The organism is Pseudomonas sp. CCC3.1 (assembly GCF_034347405.1).
In the GTDB taxonomy this organism is placed as follows: domain Bacteria; phylum Pseudomonadota; class Gammaproteobacteria; order Pseudomonadales; family Pseudomonadaceae; genus Aquipseudomonas.
The window spans coordinates 3,082,877-3,109,505 of the sequence record NZ_CP133778.1; the positions used below are offsets into that span (position 1 = coordinate 3,082,877).

25 protein-coding genes are annotated in these 26,629 nt (G+C 58.5%); 16 read left to right on the forward strand and 9 right to left on the reverse strand.

Going from position 1 to position 26,629, the window contains the following annotated elements:
* Positions 1-162: 162 nt before the first annotated feature.
* On the forward strand, positions 163-489 hold the full coding sequence (locus RHM56_RS13590) for a hypothetical protein (protein WP_322232876.1): 327 nt from the start codon (positions 163-165) through the stop codon (positions 487-489).
* 107 nt (positions 490-596) lie between these two features.
* Here RHM56_RS13590 and dctM read toward each other — a convergent pair whose 3' ends face one another.
* The 8 genes from dctM to RHM56_RS13630 form a co-directional block, all read right to left on the reverse strand.
* Positions 597-1,877, reverse strand: coding sequence for a C4-dicarboxylate TRAP transporter large permease protein DctM (dctM, locus tag RHM56_RS13595; RefSeq protein WP_322232877.1), 1,281 nt, complete (start codon positions 1,875-1,877; stop codon positions 597-599).
* Positions 1,874-2,512, reverse strand: coding sequence for a TRAP transporter small permease (locus RHM56_RS13600; RefSeq protein WP_322232879.1), 639 nt, complete (start codon positions 2,510-2,512; stop codon positions 1,874-1,876). The genes dctM and RHM56_RS13600 overlap by 4 nt, the downstream gene beginning before the upstream one ends.
* Positions 2,513-2,660: 148 nt before the next feature.
* Positions 2,661-3,653 (reverse strand): TRAP transporter substrate-binding protein, encoded by a 993-nt coding sequence (locus RHM56_RS13605; RefSeq protein WP_322232881.1) that lies wholly within the window; start codon positions 3,651-3,653, stop codon positions 2,661-2,663.
* An 84-nt stretch (positions 3,654-3,737) separates the two neighbouring features.
* Positions 3,738-4,565 carry a CoA ester lyase gene (locus tag RHM56_RS13610; RefSeq protein ID WP_322232883.1) on the reverse strand — a complete coding sequence of 276 codons (828 nt, stop codon included), beginning with the start codon at positions 4,563-4,565 and terminating at the stop codon, positions 3,738-3,740.
* Positions 4,566-4,601: 36 nt separating this feature from the next.
* Complete coding sequence (locus RHM56_RS13615) at positions 4,602-5,807, reverse strand: CaiB/BaiF CoA-transferase family protein (protein ID WP_322232885.1); 1,206 nt, start codon at positions 5,805-5,807, stop codon at positions 4,602-4,604.
* Positions 5,804-7,186, reverse strand: coding sequence for an MmgE/PrpD family protein (locus RHM56_RS13620; protein ID WP_322232887.1), 1,383 nt, complete (start codon positions 7,184-7,186; stop codon positions 5,804-5,806). Before RHM56_RS13620 ends, RHM56_RS13615 begins: the two co-directional genes overlap by 4 nt.
* A gap of 36 nt (positions 7,187-7,222) precedes the next feature.
* On the reverse strand, positions 7,223-8,386 hold the full coding sequence (locus tag RHM56_RS13625; protein ID WP_322232889.1) for an acyl-CoA dehydrogenase family protein: 1,164 nt from the start codon (positions 8,384-8,386) through the stop codon (positions 7,223-7,225).
* Positions 8,387-8,433: 47 nt separating this feature from the next.
* Entirely contained in the window at positions 8,434-9,261 is an 828-nt protein-coding gene (locus RHM56_RS13630; RefSeq protein WP_322232890.1) for an FAS1-like dehydratase domain-containing protein, read from the reverse strand.
* Positions 9,262-9,404: 143 nt separating this feature from the next.
* On the opposite strand from RHM56_RS13630, the gene RHM56_RS13635 reads away from it, so the two are divergent.
* The 15 genes from RHM56_RS13635 to RHM56_RS13705 all read left to right on the forward strand — a co-directional run bounded on the left by RHM56_RS13635 (position 9,405) and on the right by RHM56_RS13705 (position 25,487).
* Entirely contained in the window at positions 9,405-10,304 is a 900-nt protein-coding gene (locus RHM56_RS13635) for a LysR substrate-binding domain-containing protein (protein ID WP_322232892.1), read from the forward strand.
* Positions 10,305-10,821: 517 nt separating this feature from the next.
* Complete coding sequence (locus RHM56_RS13640; protein WP_322232894.1) at positions 10,822-11,229, forward strand: biopolymer transporter ExbD; 408 nt, start codon at positions 10,822-10,824, stop codon at positions 11,227-11,229.
* Positions 11,230-11,232: 3 nt separating this feature from the next.
* Positions 11,233-11,991, forward strand: coding sequence for an energy transducer TonB (locus RHM56_RS13645; protein ID WP_322232896.1), 759 nt, complete (start codon positions 11,233-11,235; stop codon positions 11,989-11,991).
* Positions 11,992-12,037: 46 nt separating this feature from the next.
* Positions 12,038-14,278, forward strand: coding sequence for a TonB-dependent receptor (locus RHM56_RS13650; protein WP_322232898.1), 2,241 nt, complete (start codon positions 12,038-12,040; stop codon positions 14,276-14,278).
* Between the two features lie 77 nt (positions 14,279-14,355).
* A complete protein-coding gene (locus RHM56_RS13655; RefSeq protein WP_322232900.1) occupies positions 14,356-15,003 on the forward strand; it encodes a MotA/TolQ/ExbB proton channel family protein in 648 nt (215 codons plus the stop codon).
* A gap of 19 nt (positions 15,004-15,022) precedes the next feature.
* Entirely contained in the window at positions 15,023-16,756 is a 1,734-nt protein-coding gene (locus RHM56_RS13660; RefSeq protein ID WP_322232902.1) for a bifunctional metallophosphatase/5'-nucleotidase, read from the forward strand.
* Positions 16,753-17,169 carry a cytidine deaminase gene (gene cdd / locus RHM56_RS13665; RefSeq protein WP_322232904.1) on the forward strand — a complete coding sequence of 139 codons (417 nt, stop codon included), beginning with the start codon at positions 16,753-16,755 and terminating at the stop codon, positions 17,167-17,169. The genes RHM56_RS13660 and cdd overlap by 4 nt, the downstream gene beginning before the upstream one ends.
* Positions 17,170-17,248: 79 nt before the next feature.
* The gene (locus tag RHM56_RS13670) at positions 17,249-18,508 is read left to right on the forward strand and encodes a NupC/NupG family nucleoside CNT transporter (protein WP_322232906.1); all 1,260 of its coding nucleotides are present in this window, start codon (positions 17,249-17,251) and stop codon (positions 18,506-18,508) included.
* A 65-nt stretch (positions 18,509-18,573) separates the two neighbouring features.
* Positions 18,574-19,347: a deoxyribose-phosphate aldolase gene (gene deoC, locus RHM56_RS13675; RefSeq protein ID WP_322232908.1), complete on the forward strand. Its 774-nt coding sequence runs from the start codon at positions 18,574-18,576 to the stop codon at positions 19,345-19,347.
* Positions 19,347-20,669, forward strand: a complete 1,323-nt coding sequence (gene deoA, locus RHM56_RS13680) for a thymidine phosphorylase (RefSeq protein WP_322232910.1) — start codon at positions 19,347-19,349, stop codon at positions 20,667-20,669. Before deoC ends, deoA begins: the two co-directional genes overlap by 1 nt.
* Positions 20,666-21,907, forward strand: coding sequence for a phosphopentomutase (locus tag RHM56_RS13685; protein WP_322232912.1), 1,242 nt, complete (start codon positions 20,666-20,668; stop codon positions 21,905-21,907). The genes deoA and RHM56_RS13685 overlap by 4 nt, the downstream gene beginning before the upstream one ends.
* 2 nt (positions 21,908-21,909) lie before the next feature.
* Complete coding sequence (gene deoD / locus RHM56_RS13690) at positions 21,910-22,629, forward strand: purine-nucleoside phosphorylase (protein WP_322232913.1); 720 nt, start codon at positions 21,910-21,912, stop codon at positions 22,627-22,629.
* Between the two features lie 107 nt (positions 22,630-22,736).
* Positions 22,737-23,825, forward strand: coding sequence for an endonuclease/exonuclease/phosphatase family protein (locus RHM56_RS13695; RefSeq protein ID WP_322232915.1), 1,089 nt, complete (start codon positions 22,737-22,739; stop codon positions 23,823-23,825).
* A 118-nt stretch (positions 23,826-23,943) separates the two neighbouring features.
* Positions 23,944-24,564 (forward strand): TetR/AcrR family transcriptional regulator, encoded by a 621-nt coding sequence (locus RHM56_RS13700; protein ID WP_322232917.1) that lies wholly within the window; start codon positions 23,944-23,946, stop codon positions 24,562-24,564.
* 11 nt (positions 24,565-24,575) lie between these two features.
* A complete protein-coding gene (locus tag RHM56_RS13705) occupies positions 24,576-25,487 on the forward strand; it encodes a LysR family transcriptional regulator (protein ID WP_322232919.1) in 912 nt (303 codons plus the stop codon).
* Between the two features lie 50 nt (positions 25,488-25,537).
* Here the strand turns inward: RHM56_RS13705 and RHM56_RS13710 are convergent, their stop codons facing one another.
* Positions 25,538-26,593: an alpha/beta hydrolase gene (locus RHM56_RS13710; RefSeq protein ID WP_322232922.1), complete on the reverse strand. Its 1,056-nt coding sequence runs from the start codon at positions 26,591-26,593 to the stop codon at positions 25,538-25,540.
* Between the last annotated feature and the right edge of the window lie 36 nt (positions 26,594-26,629).

Here is a 26,629-nt window from a genome sequence, read left to right on the forward strand (position 1 = left end):
AACGTGATTGTTTTTTCGATGACCTTATGAGGCTTACGCCCCATCAGCCAAGTCAATAGTCACCATCATGCCTGCTGAGTTTGTTTTGCCGGGTGGAGTTGGATAATAGCGAGCATTGAATTGCGTCCATTCCACTTGCCGGCAAATTAAAGGTTTCTACACATGCGCGTTGCTGCCATTACCAGCGTCTTACTGTTGCTTTCATCACTCGCAGGGTGCGCCAGTGCCCCTAACCAGCCTACTTTGACCCTGGACACTCAAAAAAGCCCTGAAGCCTACGCCGCCTGTTTAGTACCAAAGCTGCAGGGTAAAGCGTTTGATCCGAGCTTATCCCAGACCAATCGTCACTACAGAATCGTAGTCTCCAGCTCACTGGCCGCCGACAATATTGTTGAAACGTTTAAAGCCAGCACAGGGGCAAAGGTCGTTATTTATCAACGCAGCCTCTTCGCCCCCGACTTTGTACGGACAGCCAAAGAGTGCGTCTGAACAAAAAAAGGGCCTGCACACAATTCGCGTGCAAGCCCCTTGCTATTAGCCCTTCTCCCCCTCCTTCAGCGTCCCGCTGAACGTGAACGTTATACAACCCGTTGTTGTTACATTCCGAGCCAGTTTGGCAAGGCCAGTGAAACGAACGGTACGTAGGTCACCAAAATCAAGAAAGCCAGCATCACCAGCAGCCACGGGGATACTGCACGCACCACGCGAGTCAGCGGCATGCCTGTCACGGCCGAGGTGACAAACAGGTTGAGTCCGGTTGGTGGCGTGATCAGTCCGATTTCCATGTTCACCACCATGATGATGCCCAGGTGGATAGGGTCGATGCCCAGTTGCATGGCGATCGGGAACAGGATCGGCGCAAGGATGAGGATGATCGCCGATGGCTCCATGAAGGTGCCCGCAACCAGCAGTACGATGTTCACCACCAACAGGAACTCAATCGGCGAGAAGCCTTGTTCGACCACCCAGGCAGTGATCGACTGTGGAATCTGCTCGGTAGTCAGTACGTGAGCAAAAAGCATGGCGTTGGCGATGATGAACATCAGTACCACGCTTAGCTTGCCTGCTTCGACAATGACCTTAGGGCATTCTCGAATAGTCATGTCTTTGTAGATGAAGATCGCCACGAAAGCCGCATATACGGCGGCCACTGCAGCGGCTTCGGTCGGGGTGAACATGCCCGAGTAGATACCACCGAGAATGATCACAATCAGCATCAGGCCCCAGCCAGCTTTACGGCCTGCGGTCGTGATTTCCTTGAACGAGGCACGCGGCAGCGCAGGCATGTTTTTTATCCGGGCCAGGATGTAGATGGTGATCATCAACACCACACCCAGTAACAGCCCCGGAACCACACCGGCCATAAACAGCTTGCCCACCGAAGTCTCGGTCGCGGTGGCGTAAACCACCATGACAATCGACGGCGGAATCAGGATGCCCAAAGTACCAGCGTTACACACAATGCCAGCTGCAAATTCCTGCTTGTAGCCAGAGCGCACCATGCCAGCAATGACGATCGATCCGACAGCCGCCACTGTGGCTGGCGATGAACCGCTCAACGCCGCGAAAAGCATACAGGCCATGATCGCGGCAATGGCCAGCCCACCTTTAATGTGGCCAACGCAGGCATTAGCGAAGTCGATCAGCCGACGGGCCACGCCACCGCTGGTCATGAAGGCACCAGACAGCAGGAAGAACGGAATGGCCAGCAGCGTGTAGTGCTCGCTGGTTTCAAACAATTTGATCGCCAGCGAACGAACCGAATCGTTACTGAAGAACAGGATGGTCATGGCCCCGGACAAGCCCAGGGAAATAGCCACGGGAATGCCGATAAACATCAGCACGAACAGTGCGACAAATAGGAAGCTGATGGTCATTTGGCAGTCTCCGATGGGTCGTTTTCAGCCAGTTTTACGGCGTCATCCACTTCACTGTGCAAGCCCAGCCCTTGCTGTTTGCCTTGCACAACACGAATGAAAACTTGCAGAAAACGCAAGAACATCAGAGCAAAACCGATCGGTACGATCATTACGATATGCCACTGCTGGATACCGAAACGATCCAGGTCTTCAGCGCCTGTACCGACGCTGTACAACGTGGCGACCCACTGCTCGCTGGAGTACGCCATCAGGGCGCAATAGCCAAGGCAGATAACCAGCGCGAGCAAGGCCACACGTCGCTGGTTGGCGGGGTTGAACTGGCGTACCAGCAAGTCGATGCCAATGTGCGCACCAATCCGCACGCCCCAGGCCAAGCCTACAAAGATCAGCCAGCCGAACATGGCCTTGGTCAGCGCCACGCTCCAGGTCATCTCTTGTGCAATAAAGAGAATACCGTCGCCGATGCTGTGCATGGCCGCGTTGGCAAACGGCAGCGAGTCCCCCAAAGAATAGAAAATGCCATAAAGGTTGTTGAACACTACATACGCGAAAGTGACCAGGGTCATTCCTGCAAGCAGGAACGCCACCAGCATTTCTTCCGTGCGATTCCAGACACGAAGGACAGCGTGCATGGGTTATCTCCCTTGAAAGAGCCGTCGCAAAGCGACGAATAAGACCGATGAAGTCAGGGCACGACAGCTACTTTTTGAAGGCTGTCGTACGCACCGCAAACGTTGCCGCTGGTGATCTCACACCGGATCACCAACAGCACTCAGGGTCTTAACTGCTTTGGTTGGCTTGCTCCCCAGCCTTGATCAGGTCGACACCAATGTCGTTCTCAAACTTTTTCCATACGGGGCGCATCGCTTCACGCCATTGTTCGCGCTGCTCAGGCGTCAGGGTGATGATTTCGCTGGTACCCGAATCGACGATGGTCTGACGGGAGTTTTTATTCAGCGCTTCGGCCTGCTTGTTCACCTCAACGGTGACCTCGGCCATGATCGCATCCAGCGAGCTGCGTACATCTTCGGGCAGGCTGTTCCAGAACTTGGTGTTGGTGATCACCATGTAATCGATAGCGCCATGATTAGACTCGGTGAAAAATTTCTGTACCTCATTCACCTTCTGGCTTTCGTAGTTCGACCACGTGTTTTCGGTGCCATTGACCACACCGGTCTGCAACCCCTGATACACCTCGGCAAAGCTCATTTTGCGGGGTGCGGCGCGCAAGGCCTTGAATTGCTCATCCAGAACGGCAGACGACTGCACCCGGAACTTCAAACCGCGGGCATCCTTGGGTTCGTACAGGGCTTTGTTGGCGGATAACTGCTTCATGCCGTTATGCCAATAACCGAGGCCCGTAATACCTTTGCTCTCCATGGACTTGAGCAAGCCTTGGCCTTGCGGGCTCTGCTGGAAGCGGTCAAGCGCATTGATATCGTTGAACAGGAATGGCAGATCGAATATCTGGATTGGCTTGGCGTAGTGCTCAAACTTGGCCAGCGACGGCGCCAGTAGTTGCACATCGCCCAGCAGTAGCGCTTCCATTTCTTTGCCGTCACCGAACAACGAAGAGTTCGGATAGACCTCGACCTTGACCCGTCCAGGCAGACGCTCCTCCGCCAGCTTTTTGAACATCAGCGCGCCCTGTCCTTTGGGCGTGTGTTCGGCAACGACGTGGGCGAATTTGATACTGATGGGATCTGCTGCGCTCGCCAGACCGGCGAACAGAGGCAGGGCGCAAACCAAAGCCTTGAGGGTGTGTTTGAACATAAGTCTGTACCTCTTGTTTTTATAGTTAGGTAGTACTGCGGGTGCCTGTTTCTCGTTGAATCACAACAGCTGTTGTCTTTCGACTCAGGCGGACAGCGGGCCCGCCCGACGCAAGACGCGTCGGGCATGCTCGATCACCGGGGCATCGACCATCTGCCCATCGACCACGAACACCCCGTTCCCGGAGGCAACCGCGGCCAAGACCCGTTGGGCCCATTCCAGCTCTTCAGGACGAGGCATAAAGGCCGCGTGAATCAGCGCGACCTGGCTCGGATGGATACACAGCAGGCCGCCAAAACCCATGTCTCGGGCGTCGGCGGCCATGCGGGTCATACCATCAGGGTTTTTGATATCGGGAAATACGCTGTCCAGCGGCGGCGCCAACCGGGCCAGAGTGCTGTGCAGCAAGATGGCGTAACGGGCCTGATCAAGCATGCGCTGCGATGCGGCGGTGCCGCTGATCAAGCCTAAATCCAGGCCCAGATCCAGCGCGCCAAAACTCAAGCGCTCAATTCCTTTGGCCAGAGCAATAGCCGGCAACTCCAGCAAGCCCTTGGCGCTTTCAATGATTGGCCAGACAGGCTTGCCGGACGCCGTCGCCTGATCTACTTGCTCGACGCTTTCTGCCTTGGGCAGCAATATCGCCACCACACCGGGCTGGCGGCGGCACAAAGCCAGATCGGCTGTCTGTTGTTCATGCTGCGGCGCATTGATGCGTACCAACACCCGCGCCTGCGGATTGGCATCTAGAAATGCATCCAGATTGTCCCGCGCCTCAACCTTGAGGTGTTCCGCCACGGCGTCCTCAAGGTCGACGATAACGGCATCGGCGCCACTTTCCAGGGCCTTGGGAATACGCTCCGGGCGAGTGCCCGGAACAAACAACGCCGAACGAACGATGGCTTCTTGCATAAGCATGCTCCGTGCATAAGATGCGAGGCGCGAGCCTCACACCGTTCCTTGTTGGTGAAGGCGCTGGATGTCATCCGCGCCATAACCCAGTTCGACCAGCACACTGTCGGTGTGCTCGCCCAAATCCGGCACCGCCTCCATTCGCGGCTCGAAAGCCGCGTTGCGCCCCGGCGGCAGTAACGCCGCCAGCTTGCCAACCGGACTGTCCACTTCGCGCCAGCGATCACGCGCCTGAAGCTGCGGATGAGCCCAAACACCTGCCATGTCGTTGACATGAGCGTTGGCTATCGACGCTGCATCGAGCCGTGCAATCACCTCCTCGGCACTCATCCGGGCAAAGCTCTCAACGATGATGGTTCGCAAATCGCTGCGATTCTCTGAGCGCCGTGCGTTGGCATTAAAGCGTGAATCGCTCGCCAGTTCAGGTCTCAGCAACACCTTGTCGCAAAACTGCTGCCATTCGCGTTCGTTCTGCAAACCGAGCATCACCGTGCCGCCGTCGCCCGCAGGGAAAGGCCCATAAGGATAAATAGTGGCGTGCGCAGCACCGGCCCTCGGAGGCGGCGGCGCTCCCGCATAGGCGTAGTACATCGGGTAGCTCATCCACTCCACCAGACTTTCCAGCATCGACACATCGATGCGGCTGCCCTCGCCCGTTTTCTCACGCAGCAACAGGGCCGAGAGCACGCCGGTGTAGGCATACATGCCTGCCGCAATATCAGCAATGGAACAACCGGCCTTGGCCATGTCGCTCTCGCCGGATCCTCCGGTCACTGACAGAAAGCCGCCTTCACTCTGGATCAGCAGGTCGTAGGCCTTCTTCTGCTCGTAAGGCCCGCCCTCTCCATAGCCGGAGATATCGCAAACGATCAACCTCGGGAAACGCTCATGCAAGTCTGCAAAAGACAGCCCCATGCGCTGCGCTGCGCCCGGTGCCAGGTTCTGAACCAGCACATCGGCCGTGGCCAGTAGCTTGTCGAGCACCTGATCAGCCTCTTGCTGCTTGACGTTCAGGGTCAGGCTTTCTTTGGAACGGTTGGTCCATACAAAGTGCGAGGCCAGGCCATTGACCCGTTCGTCATAGTCACGGGCGAAGTCGCCGGAGCCAGGGCGTTCGACCTTGATCACGCGAGCGCCGAGGTCAGCCAGTTGCCGGGTGCAAAACGGTGCCGCAATGGCGTGTTCCAGACTGACGACGGTGATGCCGTCCAGCGGGCGGGGCTTGGGTGTCGTGTCGTTCATGATGCGCTCTCTGCACCAGCGGTGCGGCGGGTCAGCACACTCAGGTCGTCCAGGTTGCGCAGGTGCCAAACCTGCTCAATGAGTTCAGACGCCTGTTGATCGTTGCGCGCGCCGGAAAAGGCCAGCAAACGGCGGAATTTGTCTTCCAGTTCGCGGCGGCTCAGGGTATTGCCCGGGTCGCCCTTGGGCTCGTCGATGCGGCCATGCACGATTCGCCCGTCCACTGTGACGACCTCCACCCGGCCCAGCCAACGCTGCGGGTAAGCGCCGTCGACTTCCTCGTCGAGCAGCATGCGCACCTTGTCGCGAAAATCGCCGACACGGGAATCGGTCAGTGCGTGCTGGTGAAACTCGGGCAACCCGGCCTTGCCGTAAACGGCGATCAGGCCCAACACCGTGCCCATCGAAAACTTGGCTTGGTGCACGCTTTGCGGAATCTGCACACGACCCAAGACATCAATGGCCCCTTGATGGACCCGCGTGGTAACACTGGCAATGTCCTCGGCCACCAGCTTTTCGCGCTGCATCAGGCCCAGCAGAGCGTCTGCCGCCGGGTGCGTGTGGCGGCACGAGGCGTGAAACTTGAACGAGGTTTCAATCAGCGCCCAACGCGTACCCAAGCCATCTGACAATTTGCCCGGATCAGCATCACTGGACATTCCAGCGGCCATGCCCTGCTCGCCCTCGAGAATGTTCTGCGCGCCGCTCAATCCTTCAGCGGTCAGGTAGGCCGCCAGAAGTCCATCAGCCGCCGCTTTGGCCGTGTGCAACTGTTTGGAATCCGCGGCATCGCGCAAGAACTCCCACAAACCCGCAGCCTGAGTACCGGCACTGCCAAGTACGTGGGTGAACTGCGTCTGGTCAAAGCCCATCAGCTTGCCAACAGCCACTGCCGCCGCCAACGTGCCAACCGTGGCCGTCGTGTGGAAGATGCGATAGTGCGAGCGGCCGAGGAACTCACCTATACGAATACCAGCCTCATAACCGGCAACAGCGGCGACGATCAGTTCACGTCCGGATTTGCCCAGGTCTTGAGCGGCAGCCAACGCCGCCGGGAACACCACTGTCGCGGGGTGCAGCACAGAGCTGTTGTGCAGGTCGTCCTGCTCCACCAAATGCGAGCTGGCACCATTGACCAGCGCGGCGAAATACGCGGAGCTGGTGGTACCGCTGACCAAAATACCGGCAGGGCCGCTGGCCGGGCCCATCATGGCCGCATAACGCTCGAACAACGGGATGGGATGCGAGCCTTGACTGGCCAGCGCCGAGCCCAGCCAGTCGAGAAACAGGTCTTCGGTACGGCTAATCACGCTCTCGGGCAACTGCTCGTATTGGAGATTGGCCAAAAATTCAGTGAGTGCTTGAGTGTGCTGACTCATTCAGCGTTCTCCATGAAAGATGATGTCAAGGCGTACTCAGAAAGAGCGCGGCAACTCAAGCAGGTGCTCGGCCACGTACGACAAGATCAAGTTGGTGGAGATGGGCGCGACCTGATACAGACGGGTCTCGCGGAACTTGCGCTCCACGTCGTATTCATTGGCAAAGCCGAAGCCGCCGTGGGTTTGCAGGCACGCGTTGGCCGCCTCCCAACTGGCTTTGGCAGCCAGGTATTTGGCCATGTTCGCCGCCGCTCCGGCGCTGCGCCCGCTATCGTATTCTTCGCAAGCGCGCCAGCGCATCAGGTCGGCGGCTTCCAGCTCGATATGCGCTTCGGCAATCGGGAATTGCACCCCCTGGTTCTGCCCGATCGGGCGACCAAATACCACGCGATCACGGGCGTACTGGGCAGACTTTTCATTGAACCAGCGACCATCGCCAATGCACTCGGCGGCGATCAGCGTACGCTCGGCATTGAGCCCGTCGAGAATGTAGCGAAAGCCCTTGCCCTCTTCGCCGATCAAGCTGCTGGCCGGTATGCGCAGGTTGTCGAAGAACAACTCGTTGGTTTCGTGATTGACCATATTGGCAATCGGCTGCACGGTCAGGCCGTTACCGATGGCTTCACGCAGGTCGATGAGGAAGATCGACATGCCATCGGCTTTCTTCGCCACCTCGGCCAGCGGCGTGGTGCGGGCCAGCAAAATCATCAGGTCCGAGTGCTGAACCCGTGAGATCCAGACCTTCTGGCCGTTGATCACGTAGCTGTCGCCCTCTCGCACGGCGGTGGTCTTGATCTTGGTGGTGTCGGTGCCGGTACTCGGCTCGGTCACGCCCATGGACTGCAAACGCAACTCGCCGCTGGCCAGTTTGGGCAGGTAGTAGCGCTTTTGCGCCTCGCTGCCGTGACGCAACAACGTAAACATGTTGTACATCTGGCCGTGCACGGTGCCGGAGTTGCCGCCGCAATGGTTCACCTCCTCGAGAATGACCGAGGCCTCAGCCAAACCCAGACCCGAGCCGCCGTATTCCAGAGGGATCATCGCCGACAACCAACCCGCCTCAGTCATGGCGGTGACAAAGGCCTCAGGAAAACCCTTTTCCTCGTCGATCTTGCGCCAGTACTCAGCAGGAAACTCCGCACACAGGGCGCGCACACCCTCGCGAATGGCGTTGTAGTCTTCATTCAGATACGGATTCATTGCAGATCCTTGTTGTATTTATCGTATTCACTGGTGACGCGCAGTGATCAGTCGAAGCTCACTTCGGCCTGTTGGGCGACACCGTCTGCATTACCGGCCCACAGTTCGGCCTTGCCGGGAGCGACCACACGGCCTCCCACTTCGAACGGATGCGGAGCAATCAATGGACGAATGCCCCGGTAAGAGAAATGCCGGGGACGCGCATCAGGGTTCGCACGACAGAACGCGCGCAGCGCCAGCGTGGCGATTAATGGCCCATGCACCACCAAACCCGGATAGCCCTCGACCTGAGTCGCGTAGGGCCAGTCGTAGTGAATGCGGTGGCCATTAAAAGTGACTGCCGAATAGCGAAACAGCAGGGTTGGACTGGGCGTGACGCACGCCTGCCAAGCGCCTTCAGGTAACGGGTCGCTGCCCGTCAGTTTGGGAGGGCTGGGTTCGCGATAGACGATGTCCTGCTCTTCACGAATCGCCAGTTGCCCGTCCTGCAAATAGTCATGCTGGACCGTGACAAACAACAGTGAACCGGTCTTGCCCTGCTTTTGCTGAACATCGGTGATGGTGGAGATACGCGTCGCTTCGGCGTCCACCTTAAGCGCTGTGTGAAACTCGATACGGCCGCCCGCCCACATGCGGTTGCGATTGTCGGCCGGTGGCAAGAAGCCCCCGCGTGCCGGATGCCCATCGCCCCCCAAACCTACTGCCTCAACCGTCGACTGGAAGAAACACCATTGCCACAACGCAGGCAACGGCTCACCGGCTTGTGGTGCACTCTCGCCCAAGGTGGCGGCGATACGAGTGACCAGATTCAGACTCAAATGATCATGAACTTCTTCAGTGCGACCGATCCAAACGGACAGTGCGTCATCGCTCATCGGTGATGTCCCCGTGGCTTGTTATTTTGGCCATGATTGCCAAATGCCCGGCGGTCTGTGAATCTGCGTTTTCGTAAGGGGGCGTTCGGCTTTGCTTAACACCGGCGCCACACAACAGCGTTCATGCTCAACGGAAATCAGCCATGCACTTCGATTTAGTCGACCTGCGACTGTTCATCCATATCGCCGAATCCCCCAGCCTGACCCAGGGTGCGCGCAAAGCCTGCATGTCCGCCGCTGCGGCCAGCGCACGGATCAAAAGCCTCGAAGAAAGCCTAGCCAATCGCCTGTTGTACCGTGACAGCCGGGGCGTCGAGCTGACACCTTCAGGCAAGCTGTTCTTGCAGCATGCGCGGGTGATCATGCGTCAGGTGGACTACATGAAAAACGAGTTCACCGAGTACGGCGCCGAAGCCTCCGGGCATATCAAGATTTTTGCCAATACCACCGCAGCAACGGAATTTTTGCCGGAAATCCTCGCCGGCTTTCTCGCCGAACGCCCAGGGGTAACCGTCGACCTGCAAGAACGCTTGAGTCGGGATATCGTGCGCGGGGTCATGGACGGCTCAACAGACATGGGCATCATCGCAGGCCCGGTCAAGGCTGACGGCTTGCAGGTCATCCACTTCAGTACCGACCAACTGATACTGGTCACCCCCCAGGAACACCCGCTGGCCCGACGCAAGAAGGTCAAGCTGTCAGAAACACTGGCTTACCCGCACATTGGCTTGCACGAGGGCACCACCCTGCTGCGCTTCTTGAATGAACAAGTCGCCCTGCACGGCCAAACGTTGAACATGCGCATCAAGGTCTACAGCTTCGAAGCGATGTGCCGAATGGTCGAAGCGGGCGTGGGCCTGGCCATCCTGCCGGAATCCTCAGCTCGCCGTCATCAACGCACCATGGGTTTGTCGCTTATCGAACTCGACGAACCCTGGCGGGTGCGCGAGCGAAGCGTTCTGGTACGAGACCTGGAAGCGCTGCCCACAGTGATCCGGACCTTGATCACTATCTTGTTGGCACAAAACGGCAATCCTGAATAAGCCGACGCCAGTCAGAGAAACGAACGCTGTTTCAAATACCACAAAGAATCTGTGGGAGTCTGGCTTGCCAGCGATGCAGGCGATGCGGTTTTTCTGTTAAACCGCGTCGATGCTATCGCGGGCAAGCCCGCTCCCACAGGTTCGATCGCAGTTACCGGCATCACCCACAGCACCTACCCCGGCCTTGAGCAGACAACCCAAAAGCTGTCACACATGTCAGTTTTATTAAGATTCACTCAAAAACCGCATCGCACACATCACATCTCGGAATAATCGTGTAAAACCCTTCAATTGCAGGGCTATATCGCTCTAAATCTAAAAAAACCACGTCAAAATAAAAAATATAAACACGTTTAAAAATACTTTTTTCTGCAACCATTCTGAAACACCACTCCCTTACTCTCTGCAACCTGACACTTGTGACAGGTTATGCATGCCCTGTGCCCAGCAAACCTCAAGTGAGAATCTGAATGGACGATCAGCTTTTTGATCCCCGCTGTGGACTGGAGTACATGTGATGCGAAGCTGGGAAGAACCGAAGAAAAAGCGCCTGCATATCGAGATCATTCCGATGATCGACGTGATGATGTTCCTGTTGGTGTTTTTCGTATTGATCAGTCTCAACGTGATTCCCGCGCTGGGGATCAAGACTCAGTTGCCAGGCGCTGCCCACGCACAACAACTCAAGCCGCAGAACAAGGCCGTGATCACATTGGGCCTGGACGATCGCTTGCAACTGGACGGTAAAGACCTGGACCAGACCGAACTGGTGGTTCAGCTCAAGGCCATGGAAAACCCTGAGCAGAAAATGGTGATCATCCTCAACAGTGATGAAGGTGTTGAGGTGGCGCGCCTGGTGACTGTGATGGACGTGCTCAAAAGCAGCGGTTTTTCCTCCGTTTCCATCGCGACCCGGAAGCTCTAAGCTATGTCGGTTTTTTTCAAATCCCGCAAAGCGATCGCGTGTCTGCCGGCGATCTGCCTGCTGGCCGTGGCCGTGCACAGCGCCATGGACTCTCGCCTGAAGATCACGCCCAAGTACGACGACACAACGGTCGAAATCGCGTTGATTGATCCTGATGAGTTGCAGCCGCCGCCACCGGAGCCCGAACCCGAGCCGGTCGTCGAAGAGCCGCCTCCACCGCCGGAAGTAGAAGTGGTCGAAGAGCAAGTGGTTGAGCCGCCACCTCCGCCAAAGCCCAAGCCGCCCGTCCCCAAGCCACAGCCGCCCAAACCCAAGCCGCAAGTGGTCAAGGCCGCACCGACACCGCCCAAACCACAGCCCGTGGTTCAGGCCCCCGCGCCTGCCCCGGCAGCCGCGCCGCCAGCCCCGGTTACAGTGGCCAGGCCTGTAGCTCAGGCCCCACGAGCCAATCCGGCTGATCTGGAGAGCCGTTACATCGCTCGCCTGTTGGCCGAACTTGAGAAGTACAAGCAATACCCGCGAGGTCGCGAAGCTTCATTACAACGCCCGGAAGGCAATGTGGTGGTGTGGTTGCTGGTTGACCGAAGCGGCAAGGTGCTCGATTCGGGCATTGAAAAGAAGGCGACAAACATGCTGCTCAATCGCGCAGCACAAACCAGTTTGAAACGCCTCGATCAAGTGGTTCCTTTTCCTGAAGAAAGTTTCTCGGGCAAGGACAAATACCGCTTCAGCGCCACGCTTGTATACAACATAGAGCAATAACTAAAGCCACTTCAGCTCCACTCATGATGTTTAGGGGGAAAGCGTTTTGAAACTGAATACTTTATTTGCAACGTTGCTGGCCGTTGGGGTTGGCGGCTGGACTTTATCGACCCTGGCGGACGATACAGTTGATATGGGCGACGTTAAAGTAACCGGGCAAAGTCTGGGCAATGGCCACATGATTCAAGAAGACTCGCCCAAGGGCCGTTCGACTGTGACCAAAGAAGCGATGGACGAAATGGCGCCCACTGCCAACGCCATCGACAAGCTCAAGTACACACCAGGCATCAACGTCTCCAGCACCGACGCCTCGGGCCTCAGCGGCACCAGTTTCACCATGCGCGGCATGAACTCCGACCAGATCGGTGTTTCTGCTGACGGTATCCCGATCAACGACTCGGGCGATTACAACATCTATCCAAACTTGCTCGGTGACCCTGAGAACTACAGTGAAGTGTTCGCCACTCAAGGCTCTTCGGAAATTGACGGCCCGCATATTGGTTCCAGTGGCGGCAACATAGGTCTGGTGACCCTGCGCCCGACCAAAGACTTCGGTGTCTTTGTTAAACAATCAGTCGGCTCGAACAGCCTGGACAAATCATTTATCCGTATTAATACCGGCGATATAAATGGTTTTAAAAGTTATTTGTCGGCGTCCCACACCGAAGGTGACAAATGGCGTGGCAAAGGCGTTGTGCGTGCCGACAAAGTTGAATGGAACACATTATTTGAAGATGGCAATGGCAACTCCACCAATGCCATCATCAAATACAACCGCCAAGACAACTATAACTACAACACACTGAGCAAGGCCCAGTTCGACAAATCCGGCCGCCGCCTGGACTACGCAGAAACACCGACCTACAACAGCACCGGCCAGTTGACCTCGTACTACAAAATCAACCGCAACCCGTTTGAAAACGTATCCGCCACCCTGACCCAGCGCTTCCAGCTGCGCGACGACTTGGCGCTGACTGTTGCGCCCTACTACCTCTGGGCCAACGGCGGCAGCTTCAGCGGCCAAACGGCCAGCGGCCTGTCGTCGACCTCCAGCAAGGCAGGCAACTATGACCTCAAGGGCCTTGCGTACAACACCTACTACCGGCCTTCATGGACCGAAACCTGGCGCTCGGGTGTCAACACCAAGTTCAAATGGGACCTGAACGAATTCCACAGTGTCGACGTCGGCTACTGGTACGAGCGTGCTCGTCAGCGTCAGACTCAGCCGTTTATCAGCATCAATTCAAATGGCGCACCGTCAGACATCTGGGGTGACTACAACTCAAGCGATCAGGTCAAGGACAACAATGGCGTCACCGTGCAGGGTCGCCATCAATACACCGTGACCCCGGCGCAAAAACTCTGGATCCAGGACACTTGGACCTTCACCCCGGACCTGACCCTGACCGGCGGTATCGCCTATCAGTACGTCGAGCGTGACGGTGACAACCTCGGCGACCTGTACAACAAACCTGAAAAGCGTGATGCCAAGTACCACCAGTTCTTGCCGAGCTTCAGCGCGCGCTACCAGATCAACGACACAAACCAAGCGTTCTACAACGTCACCCGCAACATGCGCACCCCGCCGAACTACGTGCTGTACAACGCGGGCGACTCGATCAGCACCGCACCTGAACTGAGCTGGAACCAGGAACTGGGCTGGCGCTACACCCAAGAAAACATGGCGCTGAGCGCAACTCTGTTCCGCATCTCGTACACCGACCGCCAGCTGTCGACCACCAACGCCGATGGCGACTATGAAATGCTCAACGTCGGCAGCGTCGTCAACAAAGGTCTGGAACTGGAGTGGAGCGGCTTGCTGCCGTACAACTTCAACTACTACACCTCTTACACCTACACCGAGTCCGAGCAAAAAGACGATATCGTCTTCCGCAACAAAGACATGCCTACCGCTGGCAAGCAACTGGCTAACGTGCCCAAAAACATGCTCAACGCCAGCATCGGCTGGGACGACAAGCGCTACTACGCCAACGTCGCTGGCAAATACGTCGGCAGCTACTTCGGCGACTTGACCAACGATCAGAAGATCGCTGGCCGTACCACGGTCGACCTTAACGCTGGTGTACGCCTGCCGGTCGACAAGAAGATCATCAAATCTGCTGCCATTCGCGTCTCGATGCTCAACGTTTTCGACAAGGAATACTTGTCGTCGGCACGCACCGTGGTGGTCAACGCGGCACCTGCCAACGGTGTGAGCGCTGCCACCCCGTACTACAACGTCGGTGAAGAACGTACCGCCATGGTTTCTTTCGAAGCCAGCTTCTAACCCTTTGACTTGACCCTGTAAGCCAGGCCCGCCTGAACAGCGGGCCTGGGCTGTGCCCTCATAAAAGGATGAACCTGATGAACATGAACCTGCTGCACGACATCACTTTCTATGTCATGTACGGCGCCGCTGCACTGGCCGCTTTTGTGGTCGTTGAACGCTGCATTTTCTTCAGCTACTCACTGCGCAAGGCACGTCAATTGTTGCCGGCCATCAACGGCAAAATCCGCAGCGTCGAAGACCTGCCAGCCGCCTTGACCGAACGTGACAGCCTACCACTGCAACTGCTCTCGCAAATCTATGACGGCCGCCGTCAACTGCACTCGCACCAGGAACTCGAAGACCTGGGCCAGGCTATTTACATTTCGATCCGCGGCAAGCTGTCACACAGTTTGTGGATCCTTGAAGCAGTGGTCGCCGGCGCGCCGTTGCTGGGCCTGCTCGGCACCATCATGGGCATCATCGATACCTTCAAGGCCCTGGCCGAAGCCGGTGTTTCGGATCCGGGTGAAGTGTCTCGCGGCATCGGTACTGCGCTGTACGCCACCGCTCTGGGTATTGCCATCGCGCTGGTGGGCATGGTGTTCAACAGCCACCTGCAAGACCGTCTGGAAACGATCAACGACAACCTGAAAATGCTTCTGCTGCGCGCAGGCCTGGGCACTCAGTACATCCCGGCTGCTGCATCTGGCGCGGCAACCGCTGGCCAGCCACGTACCGCCTGAGCCGCCCCTAGGAGCCCCCATGTCGAATGTATTCTCGCGCCTGCGCAACGCCAGCCTAGTTATTCCAGTGGCGCTGGCGCTGGGCGCCTGTAACCCGCCCGGTAAACCGGTCGAGGTCAACATTGCCGCGATCAACGATTTTCACGGCAACCTCACCGCCACCCCGTTTACCTACGCTGATGCATCGGCGCCGGGCGGCAAGGTGACACTCAAGGCTGGCGGCATCAACGCCCTCAGCGGCGTGGTCGGCGAGTTGCGCAAAAGCGACCCGCAACTGCTGCTGGTCGGCGCTGGAGACATGATTGGGGGCAGCCCGCCGATGTCAGCCATGTGGGCGGATGAACCAACCCTGACGGCACTCGGCACCCTGGGGCTCAGATTCAGCGTTATCGGTAACCATGAACTCGATCAGGGCACGATCGAACTGCAACGCCAGATCAATGGCGGATGCGACTCTCCTCGCCCCGAAAAAGCCTGTCTGTACAGCACAGACTACAAAGGCACGCGCTTTCCCTATGTAGCTGCCAACCTGATGGACGCACAAACCGGCAAACCACTGTTCCCGGCCTACCGGATCGAAGAGGCCAATGGCGCGAAAATCGCGTTCGTTGGCGCCGTGCTTAAAAATGTCTCGGCCTATGTCAGCACCCAAAGCATGAACGGCCTGTACTCCATCGACGAAGCCGACGCCATCAACGCGCAACTGCCAGCGCTGCACAAGCTGGGAGTCGATGCCGTCGTCGCAGTGATTCACCAGGGCGGCGAAACCGTTGAACCCTACGACCAGACCGATTGCAGTCAGCTAAAAGGCGACATCATCGACGTGGCTAATCGCCTGGCGCCAGAAATCAAAGTGGTGATCACGGCTCACACTCACCAGGGCTACCTGTGCCGCCTCGGCGACAAGCTGGTCACTCAGGGCAGTTCGTTCGGGCGTCTGGTGACTCACCTCACCTTGACGGTCGATCCGGTCAAGCACCAACTGCTGGATGCCAAGGCGCAGAACATTCTGGCCGACCCTAAGCGCTACCCGCCGCTGCCGGAAATCGCCGCACAACAGGCCGAAGTGGAAGCCCGCAGCCATGAGCACCTGAGCAAACCCATCGCGCGCATGGCTGATACCGAAGTGAAACGCACGCTCAATGCCGCAGGCGAATCCGCCATGGGCGATCTGGTGTCTGATGCGCAACTGAAGGCTACCCGCTCACTGGGTGCACAGGTAGCGTTCATCAACCTGGGCGGGATTCGTACCGACCTGATTCTCGAACCCGGCCAGGAACAACTCACCTACAGCCAAGTGGCCTCGGTGCAGCCGTTCAACAACACGCTGAACATCCTGACCTTGAGCGGCGCGCAACTGAAACAACTGCTCGAACAGCAATGGCAAAACAACGGTTTCGGTTTCTACCCATTACAGCCCTCGTCTTCGCTGACCTACCGCTGGGACCCCAGCAAGCCGCAAGGGGAGCGAATCGTCGCCAGCAGCATACGTATTGATGGGGTGCAGGTGGTGCCTGAAATGAGCTACCAGGTCACCGTGAACTCGTTCATGGCTGGCGGCGGCGATAACTTCACCGTCTTCAAGGATGCCAGCGAGCGCCTGGACACCGGGCTCAACGACCTCGACGCACTGATCGACTACCTGCAAGTCAGCGACCGTGCCGGTGAACCGGTTGGCCAGTTGAATCCGCAAAAGCGCATCCAAAGGGTCGACAACGGCCTGGCCGACGCCTCTGCGAGCACCCAGCCATGAGCCGTACCCCGGAGGCGCAAGCCCTCTACGAACGTTTGCTGCCCGAAGCCATCGCGGCCTCAAAAGCCGCCTGGTGCCCGCATTCGGACTTCCCTGTCGGTGCGGCCCTGCTAACGGCAGACGATCAGATCATTCGCGGCTGCAATGTCGAGAATGTGTCCTACGGCCTGACCAATTGCGCTGAACGCAGCGCATTGTTCAGTGCCATCGCCCAAGGTCATAAGCCTGGCAGCTTCAAAGCCATGCTGGTGTACGCGCCCAAGGTGGCGCTGATTTCCCCCTGCGGCGCGTGCCGCCAGGTGATGCACGAACTCATGCTTGCTCACTGCCCGGTGTATTGCGTCGGGCATCAAGAATCGGCCAGCCGCGACTGGACCATCGAGCAACTGCTGCCCGGCGCCTTTCGTTTTTAACGACCCACTGCCCTGCCCGCCACACCGTCCTCAAGAAACGGAAGGCGACTTTGATGCGTTACACATGGGGATGTAGTCAATGAGCTTCATGGGTGTAGTGGTATTGATTCTTCTGGCGGTGTTGCTCTCCAGCAACCGGCGGGCGATCAAGTTACAAACAGTGGGTGGAGCCTTTTTACTGCAAGCAGGCGTTGGCGCTTTCGCGCTGTATGTGCCGTGGGGGCAAGCGACGTTAACCGGGATTTCCGATGCGGTGTCATCGCTGCAAGGCTATGCCAACGAAGGCATCAGTTTTCTGTTCGGCCCACTGGCCAGTGAAAAGATGTTTGAGATCTTCGGCAATCAAGGATTCGTGTTTGCGATCAGGGTGTTGCCGCTGATTGTGTTTTTCAGCAGTTTCATCGCCATCCTGTACTACCTGGGCGTGATGAACGTGATTATTCGGGTCATCGGCGGCGGGTTACAGCGCGTCCTGGGCACCAGCCGCACCGAGTCGATGTCGGCCACCGCCAACATCTTTGTCGGCCAGAGCGAAGCACCCATGGTGGTGCGCCCATTTCTGGCCAACATGACGCGCTCCGAACTGTTCGCGGTCATGGCCGGCGGGTTGGCCTCGGTCGCAGGCTCGGTGCTAATCGGCTACGCCAGCCTGGGTATCGAACTCAAGTACCTGATTGCTGCCAGCTTTATGGCCGCCCCCGGCGGGCTGCTGATGGCCAAGTTGATGGAGCCCGAAACCCACGTGCCGCATGACGACCCCAGCGATGTCGAGGTGTACCCCGACGACAAGCCCGCCAACGTCATTGACGCCGCCGCACTGGGGGTCAGTAACGGTCTGCACCTAGCACTCAACGTGGGCGCCATGCTGTTGGCCTTCATCGCCTTGATCGCCATGCTCAATGGCATTCTTGGCTGGTGCGGCGCATGGTTCGGCTTTCCACACCTGAGCCTGCAATTGGTTCTCGGCCACCTGTTTGCACCCTTGGCCTTCTTGCTGGGCGTACCGTGGAGCGAAGCGACCATTGCCGGCGGATTTATCGGCGAGAAACTCGTCCTCAATGAGTTCGTCGCTTATGTGGACTTCGCCGCTTACCTGGACCCGGTGCAAGCCGCCGCCAAAGGCGTCACGGTGCTGTCGGCGCATACCCAAGTGATCGTGACCTTTGCCCTGTGCGGTTTTGCCAACCTGTCATCGATCGGCATCATTCTCGGCGGCCTTGGGGTCATGGCCCCTTCCCGTCGCCAAGACCTGGCTCGCATGGGGCTTCGCGCAGTCGCCGCCGGCACATTGTCTAACCTTATGAGTGCTGCACTGGCGGGCGTGTTCATCTCCCTTTGACGCGCCCACTACCCCAACAGGCGCCAGCCAATGACCTGGCGCCTCTGAAAGATCGAAGACATGACATGAATGACAACGAACACACCTTGGCACGCCGAGTCATCGCCCTACTGGACCTGACTTCACTCAACGCTGACGATACCGACGCCACCATCGAGGCGCTGTGCCGCAAAGCACTGACCCCGGTCGGCCCGGTCACGGCAGTCTGTGTCTACCCGCAGTTCGTCAGTCTGGCCCGCCACACCCTGAATACCTTGGGTGGCGACGCGGTAAGTGTCGCAACCGTGTGCAACTTCCCAGGCGGTAACTTGCCGCTGGCCGAGGTACTGGCACACATCCGCGAAGCGCTGGAAAACGGCGCCAACGAGATTGATGTGGTTTACCCCTACCGCGCCCTGATTGCCGGTGACGAACAGCCCGGACGCGAACTGGTCGCGGCCTGCAAGTCACTGTGCGAGGGCCGTGCGCTGCTCAAGGTGATTCTGGAAACCGGCGAACTCAACGCGCAGCTGATTTACCGGGCCAGCATCGACGCTATCAACGCAGGCGCCGACTTCATCAAGACCAGCACCGGCAAGGTAAAGGTCAACGCCACCAAGCAGGCCGCTGAGTTGATGCTGCAAGCCATCGCCGACACCAACCCCGAGGTCGGCCTCAAGCCCGCGGGTGGCATGCGCACGCTCAGCGATGCGGCGCAGTATCTGCACCTGGCCAAAGACATTCTCGGCGAAGAGTGGATCAGCCCGCGCCACCTGCGCTTTGGCGCCTCCAGCCTGCTCGACAACATGCTTCAACACATAGGCCTGAGTGCCGAAACACCAGCGCAAGGAGCGTACTGATGAACTGGTTGCCACAAGAAGTGATTCGCCGCAAAAGCGCAGGCCTGGCGCTGAGTGAAGGCGACATCCAGCGTTTCGTTTGCGGTATTACCGACAACAGCATCGGCGAAGGCCAGATTGCCGCGCTTGCCATGGCCATCATGCTCAAAGGCATGAATGTCGAGGAGCGCGTCGCCCTGGCCATGGCCATGCGTGACTCTGGCCAGGTCATGACCTGGAACCTGCCGGGTCCGGTGGTCGACAAGCATTCCACCGGCGGCGTCGGTGACATGGTCAGCCTGCCGCTGGCGCCGCTGCTGGCGGCCTGCGGCTGCTACGTACCGATGATCTCGGGGCGCGGCCTTGGCCACACCGGCGGCACCCTCGACAAACTCGACAGCATCCCCGGTTACGACAGCCTGCCCTCCCCTGAGCGTTTGCAGGCCATCGTCGCTGACGTCGGGTGCGCGATCATTGGTCAGACCGGCGATCTGGCCCCGGCAGACAAGCGCCTGTATTCGATTCGCGACGTGACCGGGACTGTGGAATCCATTGACCTGATCACCGCCTCGATCCTCAGCAAAAAGCTCGCCGCAGGTCTTGATGTGCTGCTGATCGACGTCAAGGTGGGCAATGGTGCATTCATGTCCACCGCCGACAATGCCATGGCCCTGGCCGATGCACTGGTGTCTGTGGCCAACGGTGCCGGAGTGCGAACCCGTGCACTGATCACCGATATGAATCAGCCCCTGGCACGCTCGGCGGGCAATGCGCTGGAAGTCGAGGAAGCCATCGCCCTGTTGCGCGGCGAAGTGCGCAGTGAACGCCTGTGGGAAGTCACCCTGGCGCTGGCCATCCAGGTGCTGTTGTGTGCGGGTCTGGCGACGACCGCCGAACAGGCCCGTGAGCAGTTGCTCACGGTCTGGCGCAACGGTGAAGCCCTGCGCCGCTTCTCACGCATGGTCCAAGCCCTCGGCGGCCCGGCTGATCTGGTTGAGCGACCAGAAGCCTACTTGCCGAGCGCCGAAGTGGTGCTCCCGGTCCTGGCGCCCGTGTCGGGAGTGGTCAGCGCCATTGATACCCGTGCCATTGGCATCAGCGTGGTCTCGCTGGGCGGCGGTCGTTTGCGCCCGCAAGACGTGATCGACCCAAGCGTCGGCCTCAGCCAGTTAGTCCTGCCGGGCGAGCACGTCGAGGCAGGGCAACCGCTGGCACGGGTGCACGCCAGCAACCCGTTCAAAGCCGAGCAAGCGGCCAAGGCCGTGCTTGCCGCTTATGAGATCGCCGAACAGGCCGAGAGCACATCACCGCTGATCGTGCAGCTGTTTCTGGAGGCATCATGAGCCGGGCACTGCTCCTTGTACTCGACTCGTTCGGTATTGGCGCCAGCGCCGATGCCGCAGCGTTCGGCGACAGCGGCGCCAATACCCTGCTGCACATCGCCCAAGCCTGTGCCCGTGGTGAAGCCGACAACGTCCAGCGTCAGGGACTGCTGCACGTGCCCAACCTGGCTCGCCTGGGGCTAGGCCATGCGGCGGCATTAAGTGCCGGTGAGTTCCCGCCCGGCCTGCCCGCCGACATTCAGGTACTCGGTGCCTACGGTTACGCCCGTGAGGTGTCGAGCGGCAAAGACACGCCGTCCGGGCACTGGGAAATGGCCGGGGTGCCGGTGCTGAGCGAATGGGGTTACTTCAGCGAACGCAGCAACAGTTTTCCGCCAACGCTGCTTGAAGCGTTGATTTCGCATGGCGACCTGCCGGGCATTCTCGGCAACTGCCACGCATCCGGCACCACCATTCTTGAACAATTGGGCGACGAACATCGTCGCACCGGCAAGCCGATTCTCTACACCTCAGCCGACAGCGTGTTGCAAATCGCGGCCCATGAAGATGACTTTGGCCTGCCGCGGTTGCTGGCGCTGTGCGAGATCGCCCGCAAACTGTGCGACCGGTACAACATTGGTCGGGTCATCGCCCGCCCCTTTAAAGGCGACAGCCCGAGCACCTATGTGCGCACCGGCAATCGCCGTGATTACGCCGTCCCGCCACCGGCACCGACCTTGCTCGATCGCCTGTGCGAGGCCGGTGGCCAGGTGTTCGCCGTGGGCAAGATCGGCGATATTTTTGCCCATCGCGGCATCAGTAAACTGTACAAGGCCGACGGCAACGAAGCGCTGTTCGACGCTACGCTCACCGCCTTGGCCGATGCCCCTGAGAACACACTGATATTCAGCAACTTTGTCGATTTCGACATGCTCTACGGCCACCGCCGTGACATTCCTGGCTATGCCGCCGCACTGGAAGCCTTCGACCGCCGCCTGCCCGAGTTGCTCGCGCAGATGCAAGCCGACGATTTACTGCTGATCGGCGCCGACCATGGCTGCGACCCGAGCTTTGCGGGCAGCGATCACACCCGCGAACACATCCCTGTGTTGGCCCTAGGCGCGGGCATCACGCCCGGCAGCCTCGGCCAACGCGAAAGTTTTGCCGATTTTGGTCAGACCCTGGCCGAATTCTTTAGGCTACCGTCGTGCTCCCATGGGCGGTCTTTTCTTCACTGTGCACCTTCACGAGACACTTGATCATGGCCACTCCACACATCAACGCCGAACTCGGCGCTTTCGCTGAAACCGTGCTGATGCCCGGCGACCCTTTGCGCGCGAAGATGCTGGCCGACACCTATTTAAGCGACGTGGTTCAGGTAAACGGTGTGCGCAACATGCTCGGTTTTACCGGCCTCTACGCGGGCCAGCGGATCTCGGTCATGGGCTCTGGCATGGGCATCCCGTCGGTGTCCATCTATGCCCACGAGCTGTTCAGTCAATTTGGCGTGGAACGCATTATCCGCGTCGGCAGCTGCGGCGCAGTACAACCCCATGTCCAGCTCGGCGATCTGGTGATCGCCATGGGCGCCTGCACCGACTCAAACGTCAATCGCAAGCGCCTGGACGGGCATGACTTTGCCGCCATCAGTGATTACCGCCTGCTTGAACGTGTGGTTCGCCACGCCGATGCGCAAAACCTGCCGGTGCATGTGGGCAATATCTTTTCTGCCGACCTGTTCTACGAGCCGCAAGACGGCCTGTTCGAGCGCATGCAGAAAATGGGGGTGCTGGCGGTAGAAATGGAAGCGGCCGGGCTGTACGGCGTCGCCGCTGAACGGGGCAAAAAAGCGCTGACGGTGCTGACCGTGAGCGATCACATCCTCACGGGCGAACGCCTCACCGCCCAGCAACGCCAGGATGACTTCCACAGCATGATGCGCTTAAGCCTGGAGGCGCTTGCCGGACCTCAACCCAAATAGCCTGTAGGAGCGAGCTTGCCTCGCGATCTTTTAGAAGATCAAAAGATCGCGAGGCAAGCTCGCTCCTACAGGGATTTTTTCCCCCTACTTGTCTGGATAGATCCACGATGAAATCCCTGCGTGCTCATTTAGCCATTGCTCTTGGTGTTCTGTGCCTTAGCGCCTGCACCACGCACCACGCGCCAGAAACGGCACGGGTGTCTTTGATGACCTACAACGTCGAGAACCTGTTCGACACCGTGCACGACGAGGGCAAGGAAGACTATGCCTACCTGCCCCTGAGCGTGAAAAAGGCCCACCCGGAATACCTCGCCACGTGCGCCAAAATTGACGTCGCGGCGTGGCGCAAGGAATGCGAAGAAAACGACTGGACCGATGCCCTGCTCAGCGAAAAACTCAAGCGCTTGAGCGCAGTGATCAAGCAGATCAATCAAGGCCGTGGCCCTGACATTCTGATGCTCGACGAAGTTGAAAATATCAACGTCATCGAGCAGCTCAATAGCCATCTCGACACGTCTGATTACCAGACCCGCGTCTTGATCGAAGGCTGGGATTCGCGCGGCATCGACACCGCCGTGCTCAGCCGCTTGCCGCAATGGGACAAGGCCCGCCTGCACCGCGTGCCCTACAAGGCCCTTGGCAATGAAGATCAAGAGCGCGTCAGTAAAACCCGGGGCATTCTCGAAGTCCGCCTGCTGCTGCCCGATGGCCAGAAAGCCGCCGTCTTTGCCGTGCACTTGCCGTCCGGCGGAGCTCCGGGCTACCTGCGTCAACAAGCCGTTGCGTATCTGGCGCAACTCAAACGTGAATTGCCAAGCGATGTACTGCCGATTGTCGGCGGTGACTTCAACATCAATGCCGGCGAAGAAAAACAGCATGGCTATATCGCCAAAGACCTGGCCAGCACCTGGGCCGTGTCACAGTTCATTGGCTGCAACGACTGCAAAGGCAGCTACTACTACCACACCAAACGCGAGTGGTCGTTCTTCGACATGCTGCTGTTTCCCAAGCAAATGACCACAGCGAGCGGCTTCAATGGCTGGCAGGTTGATCCAGCGAGCATTCGCCTGCCCAACCGGAGCCCGTATCAAGTCAACCGCTGGGGCAGCCCGGCCCGTTTTGACAGCGCACGCCATGCCGAAGGTGTGTCTGATCACTGGCCGTTGTACGCCGAAATTTTCCGCCCGGCGCATTAACCAAAGGCGTATGGGTCAGCCGTCTGTTCAGGCGGCTGACCTGATTTTCCTGAAAGATTTGATCTATGCTACCCACGCCTGTTCTCAGGCTACTCCATCGTCCTGAATCTGGAATTCGATGACCAACCCCAAAGTTAAAATCCGCCGAAAGAACGTTGAGAAAATCCTTCTGGCTGCGGAGAAAATTTTTGCCGAACAGGGCTATGCCGGGACCAAAATGGCTGACATCGCCCTGCATGCCGAACTGCCACGCTCCAACCTGCATTACTACTTCACCACCAAAGAGGAGCTGTACCGCGAAGTACTGGTCAACCTGCTGGACACCTGGGACCTGGAGGGCGACTGCTTTGTGCGTTTCGACGACCCGCGCGTGGTGCTCACCAGCTACGTGATGAAAAAAATGACCCACTCGCGCTTGCGCCCCCACGGCTCAAAACTCTGGGCCAACGAGATCATGCGCGGAGCGCCACTGTTTCAGGACATGCTCGAAGAACACATGTCCAAGGGCGCCAAGTTCATGGAAGCGAAGATTAGCCAGTGGGTCGACGAAAAACGCATCAACCCCGTCGAGCCTTCTGCGTTGCTGTACATGATCTGGGCCTCGACCCAGCACTACGCCGACTTCGACTACCAGGTCAACGTGCTCAACGGTCATCAACCCTTGTCTGATCATCAATTCGACCAGGCAGTGCAGACCATTACCGCGGTTATATTGCGCGGGATCGGGCTGGAGCCTTAAGGACCCCCTCAATGGGCACAGAAGTTTACGATCAACTGGCGATTTTCTCGGCCGTGGCGCAGGAGTGCAGTTTCACCCGCGCCGCCGCCCGCCTCAATATGTCGCAACCGGCGATCAGCCGAGCGATGCGTCAACTCGAAGAGCGCCTGGGAGTCAGGTTGCTGGCACGCTCCACGCGCAGCGTAGCCCCCACAGAAGCCGGTAAACAGCTGCTCAAGGTGATCGCGCCCAGGTTTCAGGAAATCGACAGCGAACTGCAAGCGCTGAGCCGGTACCGCGACAAACCTGCGGGCAAACTGCGGATTACCGCAGGCGAACATTGTGCAATCACCGTCCTGCACCCGGTGCTTGCCACGTTGCTGCCAGACAACCCGGAGCTGGAAATCGAGATCATTGTCGAGTACGGCTTTACCGACATCGTCGCCGATGGCTTCGATGCGGGCGTTCGGTTGGGTGACAAAGTGGCAATGGACATGATCGCCATGCCGATTGGCCCCGACATGCGCATGGCGGTGGTTGGATCTCCGGCTTATTTCGCCCATCACCCCAAGCCGCTGGCCCCAAACGACCTGGCCGAACACAATTGCATCACCCTGCGCATGCCCACTTACGGCGGCTTGCTGTCCTGGGAGTTTGAGAAAAACGGTCGCGAGGTCAACGTGCGCGTATCTGGCCAACTGGTGTTCAACACCATCGCCATGCGCCTGGAAAGCGCCCTTCAAGGGCTGGGCCTTGCCTACATTCCCGAAGACCTGGTCATGACACACATTGCCGAAGGGCGACTGGTTCGCGTGCTGGACGACTGGTGCGAACCGTTCACCGGCTACCACCTCTATTACCCCAGCAGGAACCAATCCTCCCCGGCCTTCAAATTATTGCGCGATGCCCTGTGCCAGCAGCTTGCCAAACCCGGTCAGGGATGACCGATCGCAGCCTTCGTACCTCGCCAGCGACTACAACGATACCGAGGCCGTCAAAGCGTTCGACCGTAAAATTCGCTCAGCTTCTGTAGGGCGACATCGACATACTCGGGTACCCAATACGTTTCGATATGGGTCGCACCGTCGATCAGGAACAATTCTTTGTCCTGAGTACCCGTAGCCTTGGCAAACGCCTGATTCGTCATGTAAAGGCTGTCTGCCTTGCTGCCCGCCAACATCAGCAACGGCTGATTCAGCAACTCCAGCTGATCCCTGGCATCGAAGCTCATCAGGTCAAGCAAACTGCTCAAAGTGAACTTGCTGCTTGAGTTCGGATGGGCGTGGGTTTTTCCGTAATATTCGAAACCCTGTCGATACAGTTCAAACGGAAGCTTGGCGATCTGCTCATCGGTCAGCTTCACATCATTGGCGTATAGCACCTCACCGCCTGCCGCCTCTTGGGCACGGGCCTCAGAAGCCTGTTTCAGCCGTTGTTGAATGCTGTCGAGTTGCGAGTCCATGTAACCATTACGCCGCACCTCGCCGGAGTTGAACATGCTCAACGTAGCCACTGCCTTGAAGCGCTTGTCGGTTTGCGCGGCCTTCAGTGAGTAACCGCCACCGCCGCAAATGCCCAGCAGCCCCAGACGTTGCGGGTCAACACCCGGATAGCTGGCGATAAAATCTGCCATGCCGTGGATGTCTTCAACTCGGTTGGCGGGTTTGTCGACATTGCGTGGCGTGCCGCCGCTAGCGCCCTGGTAGGCTGCATCCGCCGTTATCGCGATGTAACCCTGCTCGGCCAGACGCTGAGAATACAAGCCCGCGACCTGTTCCTTGACGCCCCCGTTGGGGTGGGCCACCACCACGGCCGGGTACTTTTTGGTTGGATCATAATGGGCAGGCGTGTAGACATTGGCGGCGATGTTTAGCCCATTTAGCGTGTATGTCACAGGGTGAATATTGACCTTGCCGACTTCGTTCCGGGTGATCGCGCCACCGTAGACCAGCGTGAAGGGGTTCTCGCGCGAATCTGCGGCGCCGGCATCGGCTCCAGCCAGACTGATCATGGCCGCCAGAAAACTGGCTTTGAGGGCTTTGTCCTTCATTTGACTGCTCCTGTAAGAGGTTGCTTGTGGGGCGCA

What these genes read in the sequence shown, in the direction of transcription:
- RHM56_RS13590 (WP_322232876.1), top strand. Translation starts at nt 163, where the DNA reads ATGCGCGTTGCTGCCATTACCAGCGTCTTACTGTTGCTTTCATCACTC.
- dctM (WP_322232877.1), bottom strand. Translation starts at nt 1,877, where the DNA reads ATGACCATCAGCTTCCTATTTGTCGCACTGTTCGTGCTGATGTTTATC.
- RHM56_RS13600 (WP_322232879.1), bottom strand. Translation starts at nt 2,512, where the DNA reads ATGCACGCTGTCCTTCGTGTCTGGAATCGCACGGAAGAAATGCTGGTG.
- RHM56_RS13605 (WP_322232881.1), bottom strand. Translation starts at nt 3,653, where the DNA reads ATGTTCAAACACACCCTCAAGGCTTTGGTTTGCGCCCTGCCTCTGTTC.
- RHM56_RS13610 (WP_322232883.1), bottom strand. Translation starts at nt 4,565, where the DNA reads ATGCAAGAAGCCATCGTTCGTTCGGCGTTGTTTGTTCCGGGCACTCGC.
- RHM56_RS13615 (WP_322232885.1), bottom strand. Translation starts at nt 5,807, where the DNA reads ATGAACGACACGACACCCAAGCCCCGCCCGCTGGACGGCATCACCGTC.
- RHM56_RS13620 (WP_322232887.1), bottom strand. Translation starts at nt 7,186, where the DNA reads ATGAGTCAGCACACTCAAGCACTCACTGAATTTTTGGCCAATCTCCAA.
- RHM56_RS13625 (WP_322232889.1), bottom strand. Translation starts at nt 8,386, where the DNA reads ATGAATCCGTATCTGAATGAAGACTACAACGCCATTCGCGAGGGTGTG.
- RHM56_RS13630 (WP_322232890.1), bottom strand. Translation starts at nt 9,261, where the DNA reads ATGAGCGATGACGCACTGTCCGTTTGGATCGGTCGCACTGAAGAAGTT.
- RHM56_RS13635 (WP_322232892.1), top strand. Translation starts at nt 9,405, where the DNA reads ATGCACTTCGATTTAGTCGACCTGCGACTGTTCATCCATATCGCCGAA.
- RHM56_RS13640 (WP_322232894.1), top strand. Translation starts at nt 10,822, where the DNA reads ATGCGAAGCTGGGAAGAACCGAAGAAAAAGCGCCTGCATATCGAGATC.
- RHM56_RS13645 (WP_322232896.1), top strand. Translation starts at nt 11,233, where the DNA reads ATGTCGGTTTTTTTCAAATCCCGCAAAGCGATCGCGTGTCTGCCGGCG.
- RHM56_RS13655 (WP_322232900.1), top strand. Translation starts at nt 14,356, where the DNA reads ATGAACATGAACCTGCTGCACGACATCACTTTCTATGTCATGTACGGC.
- RHM56_RS13660 (WP_322232902.1), top strand. Translation starts at nt 15,023, where the DNA reads ATGTCGAATGTATTCTCGCGCCTGCGCAACGCCAGCCTAGTTATTCCA.
- cdd (WP_322232904.1), top strand. Translation starts at nt 16,753, where the DNA reads ATGAGCCGTACCCCGGAGGCGCAAGCCCTCTACGAACGTTTGCTGCCC.
- RHM56_RS13670 (WP_322232906.1), top strand. Translation starts at nt 17,249, where the DNA reads ATGAGCTTCATGGGTGTAGTGGTATTGATTCTTCTGGCGGTGTTGCTC.
- deoC (WP_322232908.1), top strand. Translation starts at nt 18,574, where the DNA reads ATGAATGACAACGAACACACCTTGGCACGCCGAGTCATCGCCCTACTG.
- deoA (WP_322232910.1), top strand. Translation starts at nt 19,347, where the DNA reads ATGAACTGGTTGCCACAAGAAGTGATTCGCCGCAAAAGCGCAGGCCTG.
- RHM56_RS13685 (WP_322232912.1), top strand. Translation starts at nt 20,666, where the DNA reads ATGAGCCGGGCACTGCTCCTTGTACTCGACTCGTTCGGTATTGGCGCC.
- deoD (WP_322232913.1), top strand. Translation starts at nt 21,910, where the DNA reads ATGGCCACTCCACACATCAACGCCGAACTCGGCGCTTTCGCTGAAACC.
- RHM56_RS13695 (WP_322232915.1), top strand. Translation starts at nt 22,737, where the DNA reads ATGAAATCCCTGCGTGCTCATTTAGCCATTGCTCTTGGTGTTCTGTGC.
- RHM56_RS13700 (WP_322232917.1), top strand. Translation starts at nt 23,944, where the DNA reads ATGACCAACCCCAAAGTTAAAATCCGCCGAAAGAACGTTGAGAAAATC.
- RHM56_RS13705 (WP_322232919.1), top strand. Translation starts at nt 24,576, where the DNA reads ATGGGCACAGAAGTTTACGATCAACTGGCGATTTTCTCGGCCGTGGCG.
- RHM56_RS13710 (WP_322232922.1), bottom strand. Translation starts at nt 26,593, where the DNA reads ATGAAGGACAAAGCCCTCAAAGCCAGTTTTCTGGCGGCCATGATCAGT.